This window comes from Kitasatospora sp. NBC_01300, from assembly GCF_041435235.1.
Taxonomy (GTDB): Bacteria; Actinomycetota; Actinomycetes; order Streptomycetales; family Streptomycetaceae; genus Kitasatospora.
In genome coordinates, this window is sequence record NZ_CP108409.1 from 185,043 (window position 1) to 205,382 (window position 20,340).

18 protein-coding genes and 2 pseudogenes are annotated in these 20,340 nt (G+C 71.0%); 14 read left to right on the forward strand and 6 right to left on the reverse strand.

From position 1 onward, the window contains the following. The first annotated feature begins 39 nt into the window (after positions 1–39). The 3 genes from OG556_RS34485 to OG556_RS34495 all read left to right on the forward strand — a co-directional run bounded on the left by OG556_RS34485 (position 40) and on the right by OG556_RS34495 (position 3,179). Positions 40–777, forward strand: coding sequence for an enoyl-CoA hydratase/isomerase family protein (locus tag OG556_RS34485; protein WP_331743112.1), 738 nt, complete (start codon positions 40–42; stop codon positions 775–777). After that, on the forward strand, positions 770–1,270 hold the full coding sequence (locus tag OG556_RS34490) for a flavin reductase family protein (protein ID WP_331743115.1): 501 nt from the start codon (positions 770–772) through the stop codon (positions 1,268–1,270). The genes OG556_RS34485 and OG556_RS34490 overlap by 8 nt, the downstream gene beginning before the upstream one ends. A 61-nt stretch (positions 1,271–1,331) precedes the next feature. Next, on the forward strand, positions 1,332–3,179 hold the full coding sequence (locus tag OG556_RS34495; RefSeq protein ID WP_331743118.1) for an AMP-binding protein: 1,848 nt from the start codon (positions 1,332–1,334) through the stop codon (positions 3,177–3,179). Positions 3,180–3,519: 340 nt separating this feature from the next. On the opposite strand, the gene OG556_RS34500 is transcribed toward OG556_RS34495, so the two are convergent. Next, entirely contained in the window at positions 3,520–4,014 is a 495-nt protein-coding gene (locus OG556_RS34500; protein WP_331743128.1) for a hypothetical protein, read from the reverse strand. Positions 4,015–4,455: 441 nt separating this feature from the next. Then, positions 4,456–5,163: an SDR family NAD(P)-dependent oxidoreductase gene (locus tag OG556_RS34505; protein WP_331743130.1), complete on the reverse strand. Its 708-nt coding sequence runs from the start codon at positions 5,161–5,163 to the stop codon at positions 4,456–4,458. 101 nt (positions 5,164–5,264) lie between these two features. Here OG556_RS34505 and OG556_RS34510 point away from each other — a divergent pair, with 101 nt between their 5' ends. Then, positions 5,265–6,116 (forward strand): helix-turn-helix transcriptional regulator, encoded by an 852-nt coding sequence (locus tag OG556_RS34510; RefSeq protein WP_331743132.1) that lies wholly within the window; start codon positions 5,265–5,267, stop codon positions 6,114–6,116. Here OG556_RS34510 and OG556_RS34515 read toward each other — a convergent pair. After that, positions 6,007–6,399, reverse strand: coding sequence for a peptide deformylase (locus tag OG556_RS34515; protein WP_371523189.1), 393 nt, complete (start codon positions 6,397–6,399; stop codon positions 6,007–6,009). The two genes, OG556_RS34510 and OG556_RS34515, sit on opposite strands and share 110 nt — an antisense overlap. Before the next feature lie 338 nt (positions 6,400–6,737). On the opposite strand from OG556_RS34515, the gene OG556_RS34520 reads away from it, so the two are divergent. Continuing rightward, a complete protein-coding gene (locus OG556_RS34520; protein WP_331743134.1) occupies positions 6,738–7,217 on the forward strand; it encodes a GNAT family N-acetyltransferase in 480 nt (159 codons plus the stop codon). Between the two features lie 48 nt (positions 7,218–7,265). Next, positions 7,266–7,472 (forward strand): annotated as a pseudogene (locus tag OG556_RS34525) (IS630 family transposase); the annotation flags it as partial. Position 7,473: 1 nt separating this feature from the next. Here the strand turns inward: OG556_RS34525 and OG556_RS34530 are convergent. Continuing rightward, the gene (locus tag OG556_RS34530; protein ID WP_371523069.1) at positions 7,474–7,926 is read right to left on the reverse strand and encodes a GNAT family N-acetyltransferase; all 453 of its coding nucleotides are present in this window, start codon (positions 7,924–7,926) and stop codon (positions 7,474–7,476) included. Positions 7,927–8,448: 522 nt separating this feature from the next. Here OG556_RS34530 and OG556_RS34535 point away from each other — a divergent pair. The 4 genes from OG556_RS34535 (at position 8,449) to OG556_RS34550 (ending at position 14,670) form a co-directional block, all read left to right on the forward strand. Then, positions 8,449–9,429: a CehA/McbA family metallohydrolase gene (locus OG556_RS34535; protein ID WP_331745372.1), complete on the forward strand. Its 981-nt coding sequence runs from the start codon at positions 8,449–8,451 to the stop codon at positions 9,427–9,429. 141 nt (positions 9,430–9,570) lie between these two features. After that, a complete protein-coding gene (locus tag OG556_RS34540) occupies positions 9,571–10,119 on the forward strand; it encodes a hypothetical protein (RefSeq protein WP_371523070.1) in 549 nt (182 codons plus the stop codon). A 298-nt stretch (positions 10,120–10,417) separates the two neighbouring features. Next, positions 10,418–13,234 carry a hypothetical protein gene (locus tag OG556_RS34545; protein WP_331743147.1) on the forward strand — a complete coding sequence of 939 codons (2,817 nt, stop codon included), beginning with the start codon at positions 10,418–10,420 and terminating at the stop codon, positions 13,232–13,234. Between the two features lie 395 nt (positions 13,235–13,629). Beyond that, entirely contained in the window at positions 13,630–14,670 is a 1,041-nt protein-coding gene (locus OG556_RS34550; protein WP_331743150.1) for an IPT/TIG domain-containing protein, read from the forward strand. A gap of 365 nt (positions 14,671–15,035) precedes the next feature. On the opposite strand, the pseudogene OG556_RS34555 reads toward OG556_RS34550, so the two are convergent. Beyond that, positions 15,036–15,185: pseudogene (locus tag OG556_RS34555) on the reverse strand (IS5/IS1182 family transposase); the annotation flags it as partial. Positions 15,186–15,976: 791 nt separating this feature from the next. Between OG556_RS34555 and OG556_RS34560 the strand changes: the two are divergent. Further along, on the forward strand, positions 15,977–17,173 hold the full coding sequence (locus OG556_RS34560; protein ID WP_371523071.1) for an ATP-grasp domain-containing protein: 1,197 nt from the start codon (positions 15,977–15,979) through the stop codon (positions 17,171–17,173). Further along, entirely contained in the window at positions 17,170–17,727 is a 558-nt protein-coding gene (locus OG556_RS34565; protein WP_371523072.1) for a GNAT family N-acetyltransferase, read from the forward strand. Before OG556_RS34560 ends, OG556_RS34565 begins: the two co-directional genes overlap by 4 nt. Here the strand turns inward: OG556_RS34565 and OG556_RS34570 are convergent. Beyond that, the gene (locus tag OG556_RS34570; protein ID WP_331743159.1) at positions 17,708–18,748 is read right to left on the reverse strand and encodes a helix-turn-helix domain-containing protein; all 1,041 of its coding nucleotides are present in this window, start codon (positions 18,746–18,748) and stop codon (positions 17,708–17,710) included. The genes OG556_RS34565 and OG556_RS34570 overlap by 20 nt on opposite strands. 71 nt (positions 18,749–18,819) lie before the next feature. Between OG556_RS34570 and OG556_RS34575 the strand changes: the two genes are divergently transcribed. Further along, positions 18,820–19,494 (forward strand): HD domain-containing protein, encoded by a 675-nt coding sequence (locus tag OG556_RS34575; RefSeq protein ID WP_331743162.1) that lies wholly within the window; start codon positions 18,820–18,822, stop codon positions 19,492–19,494. A gap of 47 nt (positions 19,495–19,541) precedes the next feature. Then, positions 19,542–19,958: a Rid family hydrolase gene (locus tag OG556_RS34580; protein WP_331743165.1), complete on the forward strand. Its 417-nt coding sequence runs from the start codon at positions 19,542–19,544 to the stop codon at positions 19,956–19,958. The last annotated feature ends 382 nt before the right edge of the window (positions 19,959–20,340 follow it).

Consider the following 20,340-nt stretch of genomic DNA (forward strand, 5'->3'; position numbering starts at 1 on the left):
ACCACAGCCCGGCACAGTACGACGCGCAGCGTTGTCCGCGTGTCCGACACAGGGGGCGGCGCGGCCGTCCTGACCCTGGACCACCCACCCGCGAACGCGTTGAGCAACGCCGCCGTCCGCGAGCTGACGACGGCACTGAACACCCTCGCCGCCGGCCCGAACGCCCCCGCGCTGGTCCTGACGGGCGCGGGCGAGCGCTTCTTCTGCGCGGGAGGCGACATCAAGGAGGCTGGCGCCTACGACGCCGAGTCCATGGTCGAGCGCATGACGGCCTTCCACGCGCTGCTCTGCGCCCTGGAGGACTTCCCCCGGCCGCTGGTGTGCGCGGTCAACGGCTGGTGCGTCGGCGGTGGCATCGAGATCGCGCTGTTCGCCGACGTGGTGTACGCGTCGCCGCAGGCACGTTTCGTCTTCCCCGAGATCGACCGCGGACTGCTCCCGGCCGTGAAGGGGATCGCCCGGGTGCGCACGGTCCTCGGCGACCGCGCGGCCCGGCGCCTCCTGCTGGGGGGAGAGCCCGTCGACGCGCTCGACGCGCAGGCCGTCGGCATCGTCGACCACGTGGTCGAGCAAGGCGAGTTGCTCGCCGTCGCGACAGCACGCGCGCGGGCGGCGGCCGCGAAACCGCCCGCCGTGTTCGCGGCGCTGAAGCGGGCCCTGCGCACGGGCAGTGCCGGCCGGGCCGCCGCAGCCCAGCTCCGAACCACGATCGCCGACTCGCGCAGGGTCTTCGACGACCCCGCGGCCCGAGCGGCCCGGGAGGCCTGGAATGACTGATCGAGTGGAGGAGGTGGACCGGTCCGTCTTCCGTTCGGCGCTGGCCAGCTTCCCGTCGGGCGTGACCATCGTGACGACGCGCGGCGAGGCCGGCACCCTGCACGGGTTCACCGCGAGTTCCTTCGCGTCGCTGTCACTCGATCCGCCGCTCGTGCTGGTGTGCCTGGACCGGCGAGCGGACTGCTTCCCCGTCTTCATGGCCGCCGAACGGTTCGTCGTGAACGTCGTGACGCCCGCCCAGGCGGAACTGGCGATGAGGTTCGCGACGAAGGGCGCGGACAAGTTCGCGCACGTCGGCTTCGAATCCGACGAGGAACGCCACCCGTCGCTGCCCGACGCGGCGGCGGTCCTCCACTGCGAACTGCACCAGGTCGTCCCCGGTGGCGACCACGTGATCCTCATCGGTCGCGTGCACGAAGCCCGGACGGGCGGCGGTGAGCCGGTGACGTGGTACCGAGGTGGCTTCCTCCGCCTCGGGGAGCGTGCCGCGTGATCGCCGTCGGACCCGGGCCGAGCGGACCCGGGCCGAACGGATCCGGGAAGGAAGCCGCGTCATGGATCTGAGGACCTTCGAACCGGCCCGGACGCTTCCGGGGCTGCTGCTCGATCGTGCGAGCAGGACACCCGACCGCATCGCGCTGCGGCACCGGCGCGACGGGGCCGTGCAGACGATCACCTGGCGGTCGTACGCGGGCCGTGTACGCGACCTCGCGCTCGGCCTCGCCGCGCACGGTGTACGGCACGGCGATCGCGTCGCCGTGATGAGCGGCGCGCGCCCGGAATGGGCCTTCGCCGCGCTGGCGGTGCAGAGCCTCGGCGGCTTGGCGGTCGGCGTCTACCCGACCAACTCTCCCGCCGAGATCGAACAACTCCTCACGCACAGCGAGGCGGTCGCCTTCATCGGCGAGACGGCGACGGAGCTCGCCAAAGTAGCGGCGGTCGCCGCACGCACACCGGCGCTGCGACTCGTCGCCGGCATCGACGCCACGCCACCGGCGCTGCCCGCGACCGTCAACGGGACGACCTGGGAAGCGCTGTGCGAGCAGGGAGCGCAGCACGCACGGCACGCCGACGAAGGCCTGGACCCGCTGCGCGAGTTGGTCGCGGGCGGATCCCTCGACGACGCCGCAGTGCTCTTCTACACGTCGGGGTCCACCGGAGCGCCGAGGGGCGTCACGCACTCGCACCGGACGCTGCAGCACTCGATCCAGACCGTCGTCGGCCTCTACCCGGAGATCGTGAGCCACGAGCACGACGTCGTGGGATTCCTGCCGCTGGCCCACGTCGCGCCGGCGGTGATATCGCTCTTCGCTCCGTTGCTCACCCGGCTGGTGGTCACGTACTGCCCCATCGAGGACTACCGGGACGTGCTGCGCTCGGTACGGCCGACGGCACTGCTCTGGCCGCCGCGGTTCTACGAGAAGGCCGCCGGTGAACTCATCGCACGGACCCAGGCCTGGCCGCGATCGCGCCGCCACGTCTACGACGTCGCCATGTGGGTCGGCCGCAGGGTGGCCGACGACCGCTGGTCCCGCCGCCGCTCCTCGGCACCGCTGCGCATCGCGTACGCCGCCGCGCTGCGCGGAGTCTTCCTGCCGCTGCGGGCGACCATCGGGATGGACCGCATCCGCCTCGCCTACACCGCGTCCGCGGCCATGCCCGCGAGCGTCCTCGGGATCTGGCAGATCTGGGGGCTCGACCTCCGCGAGAACTACGGTCTCACCGAGACCGGAGCGTGCCCCGTCGCGCACTTCGACCAGCCGTTCCCCCGCCCGGGCACCATCGGCAGGAAGTTCGCGGACCCGCGCTTCGAAGTGAGAGTCGCGGGCGACGGCGAAATGCTGATCCGCGCACCGCTTCTCTTCACCGGATACTGGCGCGACCCGGAGGAGACCGAGGCCGTTCTCCGGGACGGCTGGCTGCACACCGGTGACCTGGTCGAGTACACGCCCCACGGCGACATCCGGCTCATCGGCCGCAAGAAGGACGTGATCATCACCCGGGGCGGCAAGACGATCAGTCCTCAACCCATCGAAACCCGGTTGAAGGAGAGCACGCTGATCAACGAGGCGATCGTCGTCGGGGAGGCGCGCAAGTACCTCACCGTCCTGCTGGAGCCGAGCACCACCGCGGACGCCCCGTCGGCGGAGGCCGCCACCGAACGCCTGCGGACGGAGGTCGACCGGGTCAACGCCGATCTCGCGCGGGCGGAACAACTGAAGGACTTCCGCGTTCTGCCGCGCCCCTTGGAGGTCGAACGCGGCGAGCGGACCGCGAACGGCAAGGTCAAACGCAACGCCGTCGTGAGGTCGTTCGCCACGCTGATCGACGAGATGTACGACGCGGACGACGACGTGGCGATCGCCGACCACGTGCGGTCGAGGTCGGGCCAGGTGCGCTGACCATGAGCGCCGTCGACGGTGGGCGGACCTGATCACGGCGAAGACCTCCGGTGTGGTGGAGGTGTCCAGGCTCCACACCACACACGGAGGTCTTCGTACCCCACCGTCATGCCCGGTTCACCGTGCACGGCAGGCGGCTCCTCGCCTATTCCAACCGCAATGACGAAACGGACACCGGCTCACGTACCGCCCCTTCAGAGCCGGCGGGTTGCTGCCCGAGACAGTCCTCACAGACTGCCCCGGCGAATCTGACGTCCGATCAAGTCTCTTTCACGACAGGACGAATGACGGGCAGCGACGGCGAGGACGGCGACCTCCGTGCGACCGGGCGAGTCAGGCCTCAGGCGCGCCGCACCACGAAGGTGACCGCGGCGTTGTCCCCCCTACCGCCGATCACCTGGCAGGTGAGGCCCGCGCCGACAGTGCACTCGTTGACGTTCGACCCGGCATAGGGATTGCTCCAGTGGATCGACCCGCTCCAGGTGTCCACGCCGAAGCCGATCTGCCCCTCGGTGCCCGTCAGGAACCCGCACGACTCGGTGCTCCAACTGGGCGCCGCGTTCGGCAGGACGTAGCTCGGGGGCAGCGAGCTGCCGGCGGTCCAGCACCCGTGGGCCAAGGTGGCCGAGCCGAGGTACAGCATGCTGCCAGTCTGGTTCGACAGGGTGACCTGGGTGCTGCGCAACGCATAACCGCCGGACACCGCCGGGCCGGCCGACTGCGTCGTTCCGGCGTAGGGGGTGGCGGCCTGCGCCGCGGGAGCCAGGGCCAAGCCGGCGCTCAGCGCCAGGACGGCTGTCAGTACGGAGGACCGGACAACACGCTTGGAGGTCATGGCAGCCAACTCTCTATCGGAGGACGGTCAGGTACACGCCTCAACGGGACGGCGGACCTCGTCGGTTCACCGACCGCCACGACCTACGGGAATGAGGGCCTGTGTGAGGTTGTGACCAGTCCCGCGGCTCCGCCCTCCTCCGAGAGCCGAACAGGGAGGAGGGTGAGCTGTGACGCGTCCGTCGGCAACTCACTGACGATCAGTGGACGATGGTCGATCCCTACCTGCCGGTCGGCGGGTTCAGCCCACACCCCGAAGCAACCGCAGGAACACGCGGGCCGGCGTGCGGGCACCGCCAGCCAGCACCGCCCACGACTCGCGGGAGCTCAGCAGTCGTACCGGTGGATCGTGGGCCAGCAGGGGCACGCACGGCAGACGAAGACGTGGACGCCGCCCGCGTCGCCCATGGCCATCCCGTGGCTGCCGCCGTGGGCGGGTCGGTTACCAGGGCAGCGGGCCCTCGGCGTCGGTGTAGGTGCCGGTGGGGCCGTCCGGGGTGAGGCTGGCCATGCGGACGATGATCTCGGCGCCCTGTTCGACGGTCTGGATGCCGGTGTTGCCGTTGAGGTCCGTCTTGGTGAAGCCGGGCTCGACCGCGTTGATGCGCATGTTCGGGAACGCCTTGGCGTACTGCACGGTGACCATGTTGACGGCGGCCTTGGAGGCCGGGTAGGCGACGCCGGGGTACGCGTAGGCGGGGGTGCCGGCGGTGGTGACGCGGGTGAGCGAGGCCAAGCCGCTGCTGAGGTTGACGATGACGGGGGCGGCGGAGCGCTGCAGCAGCGGGAGGAACGCATGGGTGACGCGTACCGTGCCGAAGACATTGGTTTCGAACGTGCTCCGCATCAGGTCGGCGGTGACGTCCGCGGCACCGACGATGCCGTTGTCCTCGTCCCGCTCCTCCACGCCGGCGTTGTTGACCAGCACGTCCAGGCCGCCGTCGGCCTCGACGGTCCTCGCCGCCGCGGCGACCGAGGCGTCGTCGGTGATGTCGATGACGACCAGCCGTGCGCCCAACTGTTCGGCGGCGCGACGCCCGCGCTCGGGGTCCCGGCTGCCGATGTACACGGTGTGACCTGCGGCGATGAGTCGACGGGCGGTCTCGAAGCCGAGCCCCTTGTTCGCTCCGGTGATCAGTGTTGTGGTCATGCCTCCAGGATGCTGCGCGGCGATGCCGTCAGCCATGCGTCCGGCCTTCCTGGGACTGCCGGTACCAGGCACCCGCGGGTGGGGCGGTGCACAGTGGTGGCATGGCGACCACGGAGTTCGGGCGGACGGTGCGGCGCTGGCGTGACCGGGTCCCGCCGGAGGCGGCCGGACTGCCGGTGGGCGGCCATCGACGCGCCGCCGGACTGCGCCGGGAGGAGCTGGCGCTGCTGGCCGGGATCTCGGTCGACTACGTCACCCGCCTCGAACAGGGCCGGGCGACCAACCCGTCGGAGCAGGTCGTCGAGGCGCTGGGGCGGGCACTGCGACTGAACGCGGAGGAGCGTGAGCATCTCTTCCGGGTCGCCGGGCTGGTGGCGCCGGGACGCGGCACGGTGCCCGCCTACATCACGGCCGGCGTGCAACGGATGCTGGACCGGCTGACCGGCACACCCGTCGCGGTCTACGACGCGGCGTGGACGTTGCTGCTGGCCAATCCGCTCTACACCGCGCTGATGGGTGAACGGCACGGCAAGGAGCGCAACGGGGCGTGGCGGAACTTCCTCGGCCCGGACAGCCGGGTCCGCCACACGCCGGAGTCCCGGCAGGCGTTGGAGACCGCGGTCGTCTCCGACCTGCGGGCGGCGGCGAGCCGCTACCCGGCGGATCTGCGGCTGCGGCGTCTGATCGCTGATCTGCGCGGCAACAGCGAGCGGTTCGCCGAGCTGTGGGACTCCGGCGCGGTGGGGCACCAGGAGGCCTCGCGCAAGACCATCGACCACCCGCAGGTGGGATCGCTGACGCTGGACTGCGACGTGCTCAGCGTCGCGGGCAGCGATCTGCGGATCATGGTCTACACGGCCGAACCCGGCACCGAGGACGCCGAACGGCTGGCGCTGCTGGGGGTGACCGGCACGCAGGCGCTGGTGACAGTCGCCGGCGAGGGCGGCGGGTGAAACCGCCGCAGCGGGTCAGCTCAGCTGTCGAGCCCGGCGGCGCGGCGGCCGGGCGGCTCGGCGGCCGGACGGCGCAGCGGCCGGACGGCGCAGCGGCCGGACGGCGCAGCGGCCGGACGGCGCAGCGGGCGAGGACGGCCTCGCGGCGTTCGGCGGTCCGGCGGAGCGCGTCCTTGCGGTCGCGTTTGGACAGCCGGTCCAGGTAGAGCTGCCCTTCGAGGTGGTCGGCCGGGTGCTGCAGGCAGCGGGCGAAGCAGCCCTTGGCCTCGATGACCAGTGGGATTCCGCCCTTATCGCCGCCCGCCGCCGTGTGGGCCTACGCTGACGCATCACGGAGGACGCCACCGGCGTCCCGGGCCTTCACTGGCGCTTCGATCACCAAGTGCTGGACGCCGAGGCCGCCGTCGATGGCTGGTACGCATTGTTGGCCGGCCTGCCCGCCGACAAGGCCGACTCCGCGCAGCCCCGAGCAGACCATGGTCAGCCTCTACCAGGACAACCGCCAGGTCCGCCCCACCGGCCGGATGATCCTCTACCCAACCCGCTGGCCACAGACCTGAAAGCGGTGAAGCGTGGCGATACGGGCCCCCGCCTCGGGCCCGGGCCCTACGATCGGATTCCGTGATCACGACCAGGGCCGACGGCCTCACCCTCGATACCGACCCCGCGCGCATCGACCTCGACCGTGTGCACCACTGGCTCTCCACCGACGCCTTCTGGGCACTGGGCCGGAGCCGAGATGCCGTGGCACGCTCGATCGAGCACTCGCTCGTCTTCGGCGTCTACACCCCGGACACGGCTGAGCAACTCGCCTTCGCCCGGGTGGTCACCGACTACGCCACCTTCGGCTGGCTCTGCGATGTCTACGTTGCCCGCGAGGCGCGCGGGCGGGGCATCGGCACCTGGCTGGCGGAATCGGTCGTCACGACGCTGGCGCCTCTCCGACTGAAGCGGCTGATGCTATCCACGCTGGACGCCCACGACGTCTACGCGCGAGCCGGCTTCTCGGCCGTGCCCGAACCTCAGAAGCTCATGATGATCACGACACCCGGCGCTTCGGCCGAAACCGTAGGCCCGCTGGCCACAGACCTGGAACGGTGACCCTCGAAGTACGGGGCCAGTGGCTCGGCTCGGTTGGTCGACCGGGAACTCGAGACCCTGCGCCGGATCCTGCGCGAGGGCAAAGTCTCCTGGCAGACGACGACCACATGGAAGGCATCCACGGACCCGGCCTTCATCGCCAGGATGCACCGGGTCCTGGAGCTCTACGACGCGCCGCCCGCCGACGGACGGGTGGTCTGCGTGGACGGGTTCGGCCCGCTCAACCTTCAGCCGCGCAAGGGCGAGGCTTGGCGCGTCACGTCTCGGTTTGGCCTCGGGGCGCCCGGATCCTCGGCAGGCCGAAGCCCGCCATCTGCTTCTCCTCGTAGGAGAGGAAGCCCATCTGCCGATAGAAGGCGTGGTTCCTCTTCCCCTCCGGTGTCGACTCGTGGTCGGTGGACAACAGGAAGAGGCGACAGTGCGCGTACCGCTCCATCAGGTGTTCAAGCAACGCCCGGCCGATCCCCTGCCGGTGGAACCTCGGGTTGACCAGCAGGTCCTGGACGTAGCAGATGCTTTCATCGTCGGAGACCGTCCTGGCCAGGCCAAGGAGCACGCCTGACTCATCGCGGGCAGTGACGACCAGGTGCGAGTTGGCCAGACCGCGACAGAGCTTGTCGACGTCGCAGGTGTACCCCTCCCACCCGACCGAGACGTAGAGCCCGAACATCTCCTCCGGGTCGAACTCCGTTTCCTCCGCAATCACCACGCCGGACTCTCCCACTCCAGTCAGCCGCCTCGCGCCGGCACGGCCAGGGACCCAGGAATGCGTTGCCTGCGACTTCCCCACCCGGGCGGCAAGCGAGGCGGTTCCCTCCGTCTGCCGTCCAGCATGCATCCTCTATTGATCTTGCCGGATGCACAACGCATGCCGGTCTCCAGGTTGGCGCCCCGCAGAGATCAATGACCGGCCTCGCCCCGCTGACCGGCAGCGAAATCCGACGCCTGTTCACCACCTTGCTGCCCCGGCCCGCCCGCGACCTCTCCCGCCACCTGCGACGGTCCACATGGCGCCGCCGCCACCGAGCATGCGCCCACACCAGCCACTACCAGCGACAAGCCGCCCAAACAACCATGAAGATCACGACCTACAGCTGGAGTACCAACTGATCGATTCAGAATCAGATCTTGGTCTGACCTTTCGGCTGAGATGGTGCCCAGCGGTGCGACGGAACCGCTTGCCCTGCCTGCGCGTTGGCTCGACAGGACTTGAGGGGGAACCTTGTCGAGCTTGAGCTTCCCGCCGGCGCGGGCGGTCGGACGCGGGGCGGCCTGGTACCGCGGGGACTGCCATGTCCACTCCGTCCACTCGGACGGGGAACTCACCCCTGATGAGTTGGTCGTTCGGGCGCGCGCCGCCGGGCTCGACTTCATCGCGACAACGGAGCACAACTCGGCCGCGCCCCCTGGTGTATGGGGGCAGCTGGCCGCCGACGACTTCTTGATCCTCCTCGGTGAGGAAGTGACCACGAAGACCGGGCACTGGCTCGCGCTCGGCATCGATCCCGGCGAGGTCGTCGACTGGAACCACCAGGTCAGGGACGGACTGGTCGACAGGTGCCTGGACCAGGTCCACCGAGCAGGAGGCCTGTGCGTGGCCGCGCACCCGCATGCGCCCTACCCGTCCGGCGACTTCATGTTCCCCTTCCGGGGCTTCGACGCGGTGGAGGTGTGGAACGGAGCGTGGACCTCGGACCGGCCCTGGAACGCCGACAACGAGGCGGCCCTGGCAGAGTGGGGGCGGAGCCTCGCGGCGGACATCCACTCGGGTTCGTGGCGGCCGGCGATGGGCAACAGCGACACCCACCTGGAAGGGCAGATCGGCATCCCCCACACCGTGGTCTTCGCCGAGGAGCTGAGCACCGAGGCGATCCTGGCCGGAATCCGCGCCGGCCGCAGCTGGATCGCCGAATCGGCGGACGTGGACGTGTCGTTCACCGCCCGTGCCGGTGGTCGCGTTGCCGGGGTGGGGGAACGACTCGCGACTCGTGGCGGGCAGGTGGAAGTGCGGGCATCAGTACAAGGTGTTCCGGCGGGGACCGTCAGCTTCCACACCGATCGAGGAAAGGTCCACCGGGCACCTCTCCCCGCTGACGGGGTGGGCGTGGTGCAGTGGGACACGAGGGCGGAGGATTCGGCGTCAGTCCGCGTCGAGGTCCGCCATCCCGACGGAAACACCGCCGCACTCACCAATCCGATCATCCTGACCTGACCGCTTGTTCATCAGGACACGTCGGTCATGCTGGCCAGGTTCTTGGGCACCTTGTCGGACTGGTAGCTGCGCGTACCGGGCCCGGCGGGGAGGCCGGCCGAGCGGTCCGTCGTCCGTCGTTCATGGTGCAGGCTGGTGTCCGTGGACAGCGCCTCAGCAAGTGAACCGGCCGGAGATCTCAGCGTGTTGACGTTCGACCAGCTCACCGCGTTCGCCGAGCGTCCTGGCCGGCATCGTGGCGAGCTGGAGGGCATCCGGGAGATCAGCGCCCTGCGCGCGTACCGCTCCGAGGATGGCCTCGGACCGGCGGAGCGCAGGCAATGGGCGAAACTGTCCCTGCGGGTCAACGCGCGCCTGCACGGAGACGGTCCTTGGGAACGGGCGCGCATGGCCCAGAACGCCTTCATGCTCCGGGCGTGGATCATCGATCACCTCGGTCCCGACGCCCGGGACCCCGACTGGGACCCTGACGCTCTTGCCGCCGACACCCTCGCCGAACTCGCCCTGAGTCCTGCGGAGGCCGGCGCCCTGGGAGCCCGCTGGCGGGCCCTGCCTGCCGAGCAGATCGGTGAGCTACGCCGCCTCAGGAATCTGACCGGCCACCTCGACCTGATCATCGGACACCTACGGCCTGGTCGCAGTCGCGACCAGCTCCAGGAATGGCTGGCCGTCCGGCCGCTTCTCCCCTGACCCGGGCGGCCGACGAGACCGCTGCCTGTCCGCTCGACCTGTAGGCCGAGGAACGAAGTCCAACGGATCCCGGCGGTACCGGAATTGATTCGCGCAGATCACTTCCGCCTCCCGGTCGAATCTGACAGCATCGTCGGTCGTCCGGCGATCAGTCGGCGGTGATCCGTACGCCGACGTGCCCCTCGGCTTCGTCCGTCCGCAGCTGAACTGCGCACGGACCGAAGCGATGAACGTGTCCGGTGGACTCCACCGTAGGAAGTAGAAAGGCGGCCGCCCCGCCGCATCACGTGGAGGAGATGTGACCACCGAAGCCGGCACCCCAGGGCCCGCCCACCGCCCCGCGCGCTGGGTCCGCACCAGGCTGCGCGCGAGCCCGCTGACGGCCCTGTTGACGGCGGCCCTCGTGCTCGTCACCGTCTTCCTGGCGGCGGCCTTCCCCCGGATCGCGGACCGGAACGCGGACTCGGCGCTCGGGGCCTACGTGAGCCACCGGGGCATCTATCCGACCAGCCTGCACACCACCTCACGAGCCCGACCGACCGACACCGCCGACAGCCTCGACGCCGTGCAACGGGAGCTCGTCGCGCGGGTCGGCCGGGAGCTCCCGCTCTCCCCAGCGGGCCTGGCCCACGGCACCAGCACCGCGTTCAACGACATGTACAACCCGGGGTACGCACGGCTCTCCGAGGAGATCGCCCCGGGGCTCTCCCTGGCCTACCTGCACGGCCTTGCCGACCGCGTGACCCTCACCGACGGCACGTGGCCCGGCAAGGCGCCCGCCGCCGGCCCGCTGCCGATCGTGCTGAGTCGGATGGCCGCCGACACCGTCGGCATCAAGCTCGGCGATGTCGTCGACAGCGGCACCGGCGGACCCACCGGGCGGCGGACCGCCGTGGTGACCGGCTTCTATCGCGTCAACGATCCGCTCGACCCGTTCTGGGACGGCCTCGGCTGCCCGGGCCGGGCCTGCCTGGACCTCGGCACCCACGGCGACAACCGCTGGCGGACCACCGGCTTCGTCGACGGCGCGAGCCTGTCCGCGCTGACCGGTTGGGGCCAGACCGTCGAGGACTTCTGGCGACTGCCCGTCGACCCCGGCTCCCTGCGCGCCGACCGGCTCGACCGGATCCGCGCCGCCGTCCAGCCCTTCCTGACCGGACGGGACGCGACGGCGCTGGTCACCGCGACCAAGCGCGCGGACCTGCACATCAGCTCCTTCCTGCCCGACGTCCTCACCGAGGCGGCCGCCCGCTACCACGCGGCGATGGCGCTGAGCGCGATCGGACCGGCAGGTGTCGCGGGCGTCGCCACCGTGGTGCTGCTCCTGGCCGCGGTCCTCGGCACCGACCGGCGCGCCACCGAGATACGGCTGCTGTACGCCCGCGGTGGTTCACGCCGCGCGGTGGTGCTGCGCCTGCTCGGCGAGGGCGCGGTGACCGTCCTGCCCGCCGCCGCGCTCGGCACGCTGCTCGCCGTGCTGCTGCTGCCCACCCCCCGGTGGGGCTACGCGGTGCTGGCGGCCCTCGCCGCGACGCTGCTCGCCCTGCTGGCCTTCCCGGCCCGTGTCGCCCTGCTGTGGCCGCGTCAGCGGGCGGCCCGCGGCCGGGACCGGGTGATCGGCACCCTGCGCCGGGTGACCTTCGAACTCACCGTCGCGGCCGTCACCGTCGCGGCCGTGGCCGAGGTCCGCCGACGCGGCGTCGGCCACGCCGGGTCCAGCGTGGACCCGCTGCTCGCGGCCGCCCCGCTGCTGCTCGCCGTGACCGGCGGACTGCTGCTGGCCCGGATCGTGCCGGTGGTGCTCGGGCGGCTGGCCGCACTCACCAGGCGCGGCCGCGGCCTGATCGGGTTCCTGGGCCTGGCCCGTGCCGCCCGCGACGGCTCGGGGCGTCGTCGGCGGTCCCTGTTGCCGGTGCTCGCGCTCCTGATCGCCGTCACCACGACCGGTTTCGGCGCCACCGTGCTCGACACCGTGGAGCACAGCCGGATGCGGGCCGCGCGGGCCGCGACCGGCGGCGACATCGCCATCACCGTCCCGGACTACGCCACCCTGCCGGAGTCCTTCACCAAAGCCGCCGCCGAACTGCCGGGAGCCCGGAGTTCGACCGGGGTCCGCGTCGATTCCAGGACCCTGTTCATCGGCGCCGACCAGGGGTATACGAAGGCCGTTCTGGTGGTCGCGGAGCCGCGGGCGTACGCGGAGATCGCCCGGAGCACCGGGGTCGGCGAGTTCGACGCGGCGCAGCTCGCCGGCGCCCCCGGCGGCGCCGACACTCCGGTGCCCGCACTGTTCAGCCGCGACCTGGCCGGGCGGCTGGCCGCCGGCGCGCCCAAGGTGCACCTGCTCTCCGGGAACGATCTGTTCACCACCGTCGCAGGAGTCGTCACCGCCACCCCTGCCTTGGTGGAACCGGTTCTGCCGTTCGTCGTGGTGCCCGCCGGTCCCGCCGCGCAGCGCCTGCCCGAACTCGGCCGGATGAACAAGTGGCTCGGCATCGGCGACTTCGACCCCGACCAGGTCAGGGCGACACTCCTGGAGCAGGGCCTGACCCAGCCGACGGGCATCACGAAGCTGATCGCGCAGGACGCCGCGGCCGCGGGCCGGGGCACCCACGGGCTGCCTCCCGGGTACACGGTGGGCAGCAGCCGCGAGTACGCCGGGCAGCTCGCCGAGGACCCGTTGCAGCAGGCCGCCGGGCGACTGTTCCGGTACGCGGCGGTCGCCGGCGCGGGGTTCGCCCTGCTCGCCGTCCTGCTGACGCTGTTCCAGGCCGCGCCCGACCGCGCGACGGTACTCGCCCGGCTGCGGACCATGGGCCTGCGGCCCCGGCAGGGGCTGGCGCTGATCGTCGCCGAGGCACTGCCACAGGTCCTCGCGGCCGCCGTCGGCGGCGGGCTGGTCGCCGCGGTGGCGGTCGCACTGCTCGGCTCGGCCTTCGACATCTCCACGCTGGTCGGTGCCAAGGTCGGCAACGCCCTGTCGCTCACGGTGGTACCGGTGCTACTGCCCACGGTGGGCCTGGCGCTGGTGGCCTGCGTCGCGGTGGTGCTGGAGGCGCTGGTCGCCGGCCGGCGCCAGATCGCCACCGAGCTACGCGCCGGGGACGGGCGATGACGCCGGAGGAGGCGCGGTAGCCGCCTCGCCGCCGTGTCACCCGGCGCCTCACCCCGGCTCCCCACCCCGGCGACGCGAGTGCCTGGGGCCCCCGTTGGACCCGCGCACCCGGGCTTCGGCCGCCACCAGGACGGGCAGCGCGGGCAGCAGGTCGGTGCTGCCCGGGCGAGAAGCATCTCCTGTCCGGCGCCGAGGACAAGATCGCCAGCGTCAACGACCTCGGCGCACTCGACGCCTTCGCGCCACACCCTTCGGCGCTGCTCCACCAGCACGACCACCGCCGGGCCGTGAGGCCGGAAGGACTGACGGCCCGTGACACCACGGGTTTCCGCCATTCTCGAACGGGCCCCCGGAAACGGCCGCGACCGGGCCGACAGCCCGCGAGGATTCCTTGCATGTCCACGCTCACCAATCTCGTCAGGGCCGGCCTCGCCGCAGCCCTGACTGCGACCGCCGTCGTCGCCGGCGCCACCGCCTCCCCGGCAGCGCCCACCGACAACCCGCCCGCCACCGGCCCGCACGTGGTCCTGGGCCAGGCCGGGAACTACCCCTCCGAGCAACAACGGGTCGGTGTCTTCTCGCTATCCTGGAGCTCGGTCGGAACAGAGGACCTCATCGGTCCCACCCACTTCACCGTCGACCTGCCCCCAGGGGTAACCACCAACGGCGCGATGTTCTACTCCATGCCGCCGGACTACACCTTCACCGAGAGCGTCTCCCCCGACGGCCGCCACCTGGAGGCCGTCCTCCTCGGCAACCGGGCCCCCGGCCGGTCCGACTTCATGAAGATCACCCTCATCGCGGCGGGGACCGGGCCCATCACCGGCGCGATCACCGCCCTGGTGGCCAACGCGGACGACCAGGACCCGACCGGCCACCTCTCCACCCACGTGTTCGGCGGCGACCAACCGGCCCCAGTGCTCCCCGCGGCGCCCCAAGTCGACACCGTCAGCACCACCGCGGGCCCGGGCGTGGGCGGCACGCCCGTCACCCTCACCGGCACCGGACTGACCGGCGCCATGGTCCTGATCGGCGGCCAACCCGCCCCCGGCAACTGCACCGACACGGCCTGCACGGTCACCACCCCCGGCGGCTCGGGCTCCGCCGACATCACCGTGGCCGGGCCCAGCGGAACCACCTCGGCCCCGGCCGACTTCACCTACACCGGCGCCGCACCGCCGCTCCCGCCCGTGCCCTCGGGCATCAGTCTGACCCCCAACGGCAAGGTGCCGGACGGGGAGCAGCTCATCGTCCTCGGCCGCGACCTGGCCGGCGGCACCGTCGCCATCGACGGCGACCCGGCCCCCCACTTCTCCTGCGGCCCCCAGCTCTGCACCGCCACCGCCCCGGCCTCGTCCCGCCCCGGCCCGGTCGACGTCACCGTCACCACCGCCGGCGGGACCAGCACACCGGTGCCGTTCACCTACAGCCCCTGAGCCCGACTCTGCCGGGGATCTCGGAGCTTCCCTGGCGTGACCAGCGGGCATGCCAGGGGCTATTCGAAGACCGACACAGTTGCGAAGGTGTCAGTTGTCGTCCGGGGAGCAGCGAAGCAACGCTGTTGCAAGTGCAGTTCGACCCGTCATACCGGCGGGGAGTAGTCATTCCATTGCTGCCGCATTCCTCTGCTGTGTTGCCCGGACAACCCAACACGGTTGGTCCAACTCCAAATGCGCGGCGGGCTCCGGCTATTCCGGTGGCCGAGGAGGAGGTTTTGGTCCTTCGCCGCGACGTACGCTGCGCTCAGGATGCAGGCGGTGTCGCCGTACAGGGGGTTCGGCCCCGGCCGTGATCACCCTGTGCGGGCGCCGGCGGCGTGCTGGTGGGCTCGGCACACGGTGGAGTCCACCGAGGCCGGTCCAGCCGATGTCGTCGTTGGCGTCCGCGCGGCCAGGACAGCAGCGAGGATCCACTGCCACGTGCCGCCGACCGCCCAGCGCAACAACCGCCTGGAGGGCGGTGGAGTGTGATGTCCCGCAACGGGCTTACACGCCACCGCCGTTGGCGTCCACGGTACGGCGGAGGTCGGCAGCGGCATCGCCCCGTCGGGCGATCTCCCGCCACCGCCGGCACCGGGCATGGGGCGGGACTTGCGCGGTGCGGGCACCCCACTTCGCGTGACCCTTGCGATCAGTGATCGTTCAGCAGGCCATGAACAGTACGAAGCGCGCAGTCGCAACCCTCATGCTTGCTGGGGCGGCACTCGCCACGACCGGTACCGCGCACGCCACTGACACGAGCCGGAACGGTATCGGTAGTGACCCCAAGCCGGTCCCGACCGCAGACGGTAAGTTCAACCATGTCGACTACCTCTACGGAATCGACGCCCCTACTCTCCTGTACTCCCGCGTTCTCGGGCTTATGAAGAGGCATTAAGCCTGTTCTTCGTCTTCTGGCCTCGAATGGCGTCTCGAACGGGGTCTGGGCTGCTGTCCGCAGTGTCGTGGCGAGCGCTGATTTCCGGAACCGCGGGGCTGAAAACGGGGCGGGGCATTGTAATCCCCGCAGGTTCCACCCGGGTGTGGGACCCGCAAGGGCGGGTGTGGGGTGGCGACCTGGTTGCATGGTGGTGTCGTGATCGCTTCCCTTGACGAGGCCAGGCTTCGACTGCAGGATCTGCCTGCAATGGGCATTGCCCCCAGGCCGCTCGCCCTGCTGCCCCTGTTACGAGCCGGCTGCCTGTCGGTCCTGTTGACCTGTGAGACGGCGGATGCCGGGTGGGCCCACGGCTTCGGTGTCGAGATGCATTCCGCGGAGGAACACGTTCTCGCCCGCGACGAGGGGGACACTGGCCGCGACATCGGGCGGCTGATGGAGCGGCTGCCGGATCTGGTCGGGAACCGCTGGCAGGGGCGCGAGCTGGCGATGGCCTCCTACCTGCCGCTGCGTCCGGCCTGGCAGCCGGTGTTCGAGCGTCTGCGGGCCCGCGTGGCTGCCCGGCCCGCCGGTGCGGCCGTCCAGGAGCTGGGCGACAAGACCGCGATGCGCGCCTGGTTCCAGCAGCTGGGCGTCGCAGCGCCCCCCAGCACCGTCGTCGCCGACCTGGACTTCCGAGCCCTGCGGGGCAGGTTCGGCACGACCTTCGTCGTGCAGCGGCCCCGGGGCTCCTCGGGCCGGGGGACCTACCTGGTGGACGGCGAGGAGTCCATGCGCCGTATCCCGCCCGGTGAGCGCTGGCTGGTCAGCGAATACGCGGGCGACACCACCTTGAACTACCACTGCCTGGTCGCCGCCGACGGTGCTCCCACCGTCCTGCGCCCCTCCCTCCAGCTCACCAACCCCGACGGCATCGGTTCGGCGTTCGGCTGGTACTCCGGCTGCGACTACCGGGCTCCCGGCCGACTGGCGCCCGGCGTGCTCGCACGCTCCCGGGACATGGTGGAGCGGGTGGGCTGGGGCCTGTCGGGCCTCGGCTACCGGGGCGTCTTCGGCGTCGACATCGCCGTGCGCGGGGAGTCGGTGCTCGTGCTGGAGATGAACTGCCGTATCCAGGGGTCGACCTGGCTGCTCGGCGAGCTGGAACTGGAGGAGGGCTGTCTGCCGACCATGTTGCGGCACGTCCTGGAGGACCGCGGGCTGGGCACCGCGGCCAAGAACGCCGACGAGCCCGCCGATGCCGTCCAGATCGTCCTGCGCCACACGGGCCCGCCGCGGCGCCTGAGTGCCGTCCCGGCCGACGGCCGCTACGAGCTCGACGGCTCTGCCGCGGTCCGCCGGGGCAGGGGCTACGGCCTGCTGGAATGCGGCTCCGGGGACTGCGTCCTGGTCGGAGTCCCCAAATCGGGGCTCCTGCTCGGCCCCGGCGCGCCCCTGGGCCGCCTGATCAGCCGCCGACCGCTCACCACACCGGACGGAACCGCCCTGACCAGCCACGGGCGCGCCCTGGTCGACGCGGTGAGGGGCATGTACACCTTCGAGCCGGACACGACGACGTGTTGACGCACCCGCTGTACGTGCGCGCCGCGCGCCCAGGTGACCTCGACACCTTCATCCGGTGGCGCGAGGAGACGGCCGCGTGGCTTCGCACCCGCCACGGGACACCGCAGTGGTCCACGCCCCAGGACCTTGGACGGCGCAGGAACCTGCTGGACCAGGGCGCCACGGTGGTGGCCATGCTCGAACCGGACGGCGAGCCGGTCGGCACCTGCACCGTCCTGCCCGGAGGCAGCGACAGACTGTGGACCGCGCGGGAACTCGCCGTGCCCGCGCGCTACCTCTGCAAGCTGAACGTCGACCGGCGGTTCGCCGGCCAGGCCATCGGCGCCCGCATGGCCCTGTGGGCCCGCTCGAAAGCAGCCGAGGCGGGCGTGGGAGTGATACGGCTGAGCGCCTGGAGCACCAACACCTGCCTGCACGCGTACTACCGCAGCCACGGCTGGCGTCACCTCAGAACCGTACCCGGCATCAGGTCCGGAGCCCTTTTCGAGGCCTCGACCCTGCACACGGCCGAGCCCGGCGTCCGCGAGATCGGGCTCATCCACCTCCCCGGCTGACAGTGCGCGAACGGCGCCCGTTCGCGCCGGAAACCACGATGTGCTCTTCGGGCGGGGCCGTTGGTGAACAGGCCGGACTGCGCGACGTCGAGCGTGTGAAGGTGCGGCGGTAGGCGGTGGGGGTGGTGTCCAGTACGCGCCGGAAGTGCAGCCGTAGGTTGGCCGCCGTGCCCAGCCCGCAGTCCCGCGCCACCTGCTCCACCGAGCGGTCCGTGGTTTCCAGCAGTTCCCGCGCCCTGCCGAGCCGGGCGTTGAGCATCCACTGCAACGGGGTCGTGCCCGTCTCCTCGGTGAACCGGCGCATGAAGGTGCGCTGCGAGAGGCCCGCGTGCCGGGCGAGCACGCGCAGGGTGAGCGGCTCGCCGAGCCGCTGCAGGGCCCATCCACGGGTACCGGACAGCGACGCCTCGCCGGCCACCGCGACGGGAGCCGGCACGTACTGGGCCTGCCCACCGTCTCGGTGCGGGGCGGCGACCAGACCGCGGGCGATCTGGTTGGCCACCTCCGCGCCCAGGTCGCGGCGCACGATGTGCAGGCACAGGTCGATGCCGCAGCACACCCCGGCCGAGGTGAGCACGTCGCCCTCGTCGACGTAGAGCACATCGCGGTCGACCGAGACGGCCGGGAAGCTCCGCTCGAACTCGTCGATGTACTTCCAGTGGGTCGTGGCGTGCAGCCCGTCCAGGACACCCGCCTCGGCCAGCGCGAAGGCACCCGTGCAGATCGACACCACACGCTTGCCTCGGTCGCGGGATCCGGCCAGTGTCTCGAGCACGGCGTCCGGCAACGGGAGGATCGGTTCGAATCCCGGCACGATCACGGTGTCGGCGCTGCTGATCTGCTCCAGGCCCTCGTCGGCGAGCAGGGCGAAACCCGCGCTGGTGGCCACCTTCGGCTGCAGCGCGCACAGGGTCATCTCGTAGGGGGTTTCCGGCCGGGTGGTGAAGATCTGTGTCGGGATCGCCAGGTCGAGCGGGGTGACCCCGTCCAGCGCCAGGACCGCGACTCGATGCACTGCCATGGCAAGATTCTAGCGAAGTAAGGAAATTTTGCCTCTCACCAGGTCAGGGCGGTCACGGCCAAGCTGAAGACATGACCGGACCTACCCACGAGGCGACCGCCGACCTGATCACGCTGCCCGGCACACCGCTTGCCGACGCCGTCATGGACCTCATCCGACCGGTGGAAACGCCGTCCGTCTTCAACCACAGCATCCGCAGCTACCTGTTCGCCCGGTTGGTGGCCGACCGCCTCGGCCTGGCCGTCGGCCACGACTACCAGGACGACCTGTTGTTCGCCTCGTGCGCGATGCACGACCTCGGCGTGGCATCGGACGGCCCGCACACCCAACGGTTCGAGGTCGAAGGCGCCGACCGGGCCGCCTCGTTCCTCATCGACCGCGGAGTACCCGCAACCGATGCCGACCAGGTCTGGCAGGCCATCGCCCTCCACACCTCCCCGGGCATCGCGGAACGCCGTGGCACGCTCTGCGTGCTCGTCCGCGAAGGCGTCGCACTCGACTTCGGTGGCCCACTGGGCGCCGGCCACGCCGACGCCGTCACCGACGAGCAGGCCGACGCCGTGCACACCGCCTATCCACGGCTGGACATGATCCGCTCACTCACCGACGCGATCGTCGCGCAGGCCGCGAAGGACCCGAAGAACGCACCCCGGTACTCGATCCCCGGCGAATTCCTCCGTGAACGCGAGACCTTCGGCCGGACCCGGCTGGAGCACGCCTGCCGTTCGTCCCGCTGGGGCAACTGACCCCGCCGACTCCACGACCGCGTCACCAAAGAAAAGGAAGCACCGCAATGACCGTCCACACCGTCTCGGTCCCCGAGGACAACGCAGTCTTCGGGCAAACCACCAGCGCCTTCGAAAGCTTCGGCTATTCCGCCGCGGTCCGCGCGCACGGCCTCCTGTTCATCGCCGGAACGATCGGTCGCCGCGCCGACGGAACCATCCCGGACACCATCGAAGAGCAGACCGAGATCGCCATCCGGAAGATCGAAGAGATCCTTCGACTGGAGAACCTCGACCCGTCCGCCCTCGTCGACATCACCAGCTACCACGTCGACATCCGCCAGCACCTGCCCGGCTTCATCGAGGCCAAACAGCACCTCGTCAAGGCGCCCTACCCGACCTGGACGATCATCGGGGTCAGTGGCCTCGCCAGCCCGGGACTCCTCGTCGAAATCCGCGCGACCGCCGCGTATCCCGCCGCATAGCGGTGGACCTCCACTCCTGGGCCCGCTCCCGGGCCCAGGAGCCCGTCGCGACGGACGTGAGGTCGTCGCCCTACCAACCGGCCGTCACAGCGGCCGGATTGCTCGCCCGGTCTGCCGGCTCCGTCACCTCGAAGCGCCGAATTCACTCCTCTCCAACATCTACCTGGACCGGCTGGACACGTGCATCGGGACGAACCTGCTACGACGTGGGCGGCGGTGTAGTCACTGTTCAGGCCATCGGCAAAGGTGCTGACGCCCGGCAGACCCGTGGCCCTGCCCTCGGCGATCCACTCGGGCAGTTGGTCGCCGTCGAGCGGGGTGAGCACCTGGGCGAAGGGCATGTGGCACGGGCCGTTGTGCCGTTCAACGGGGCCGTCCGGGT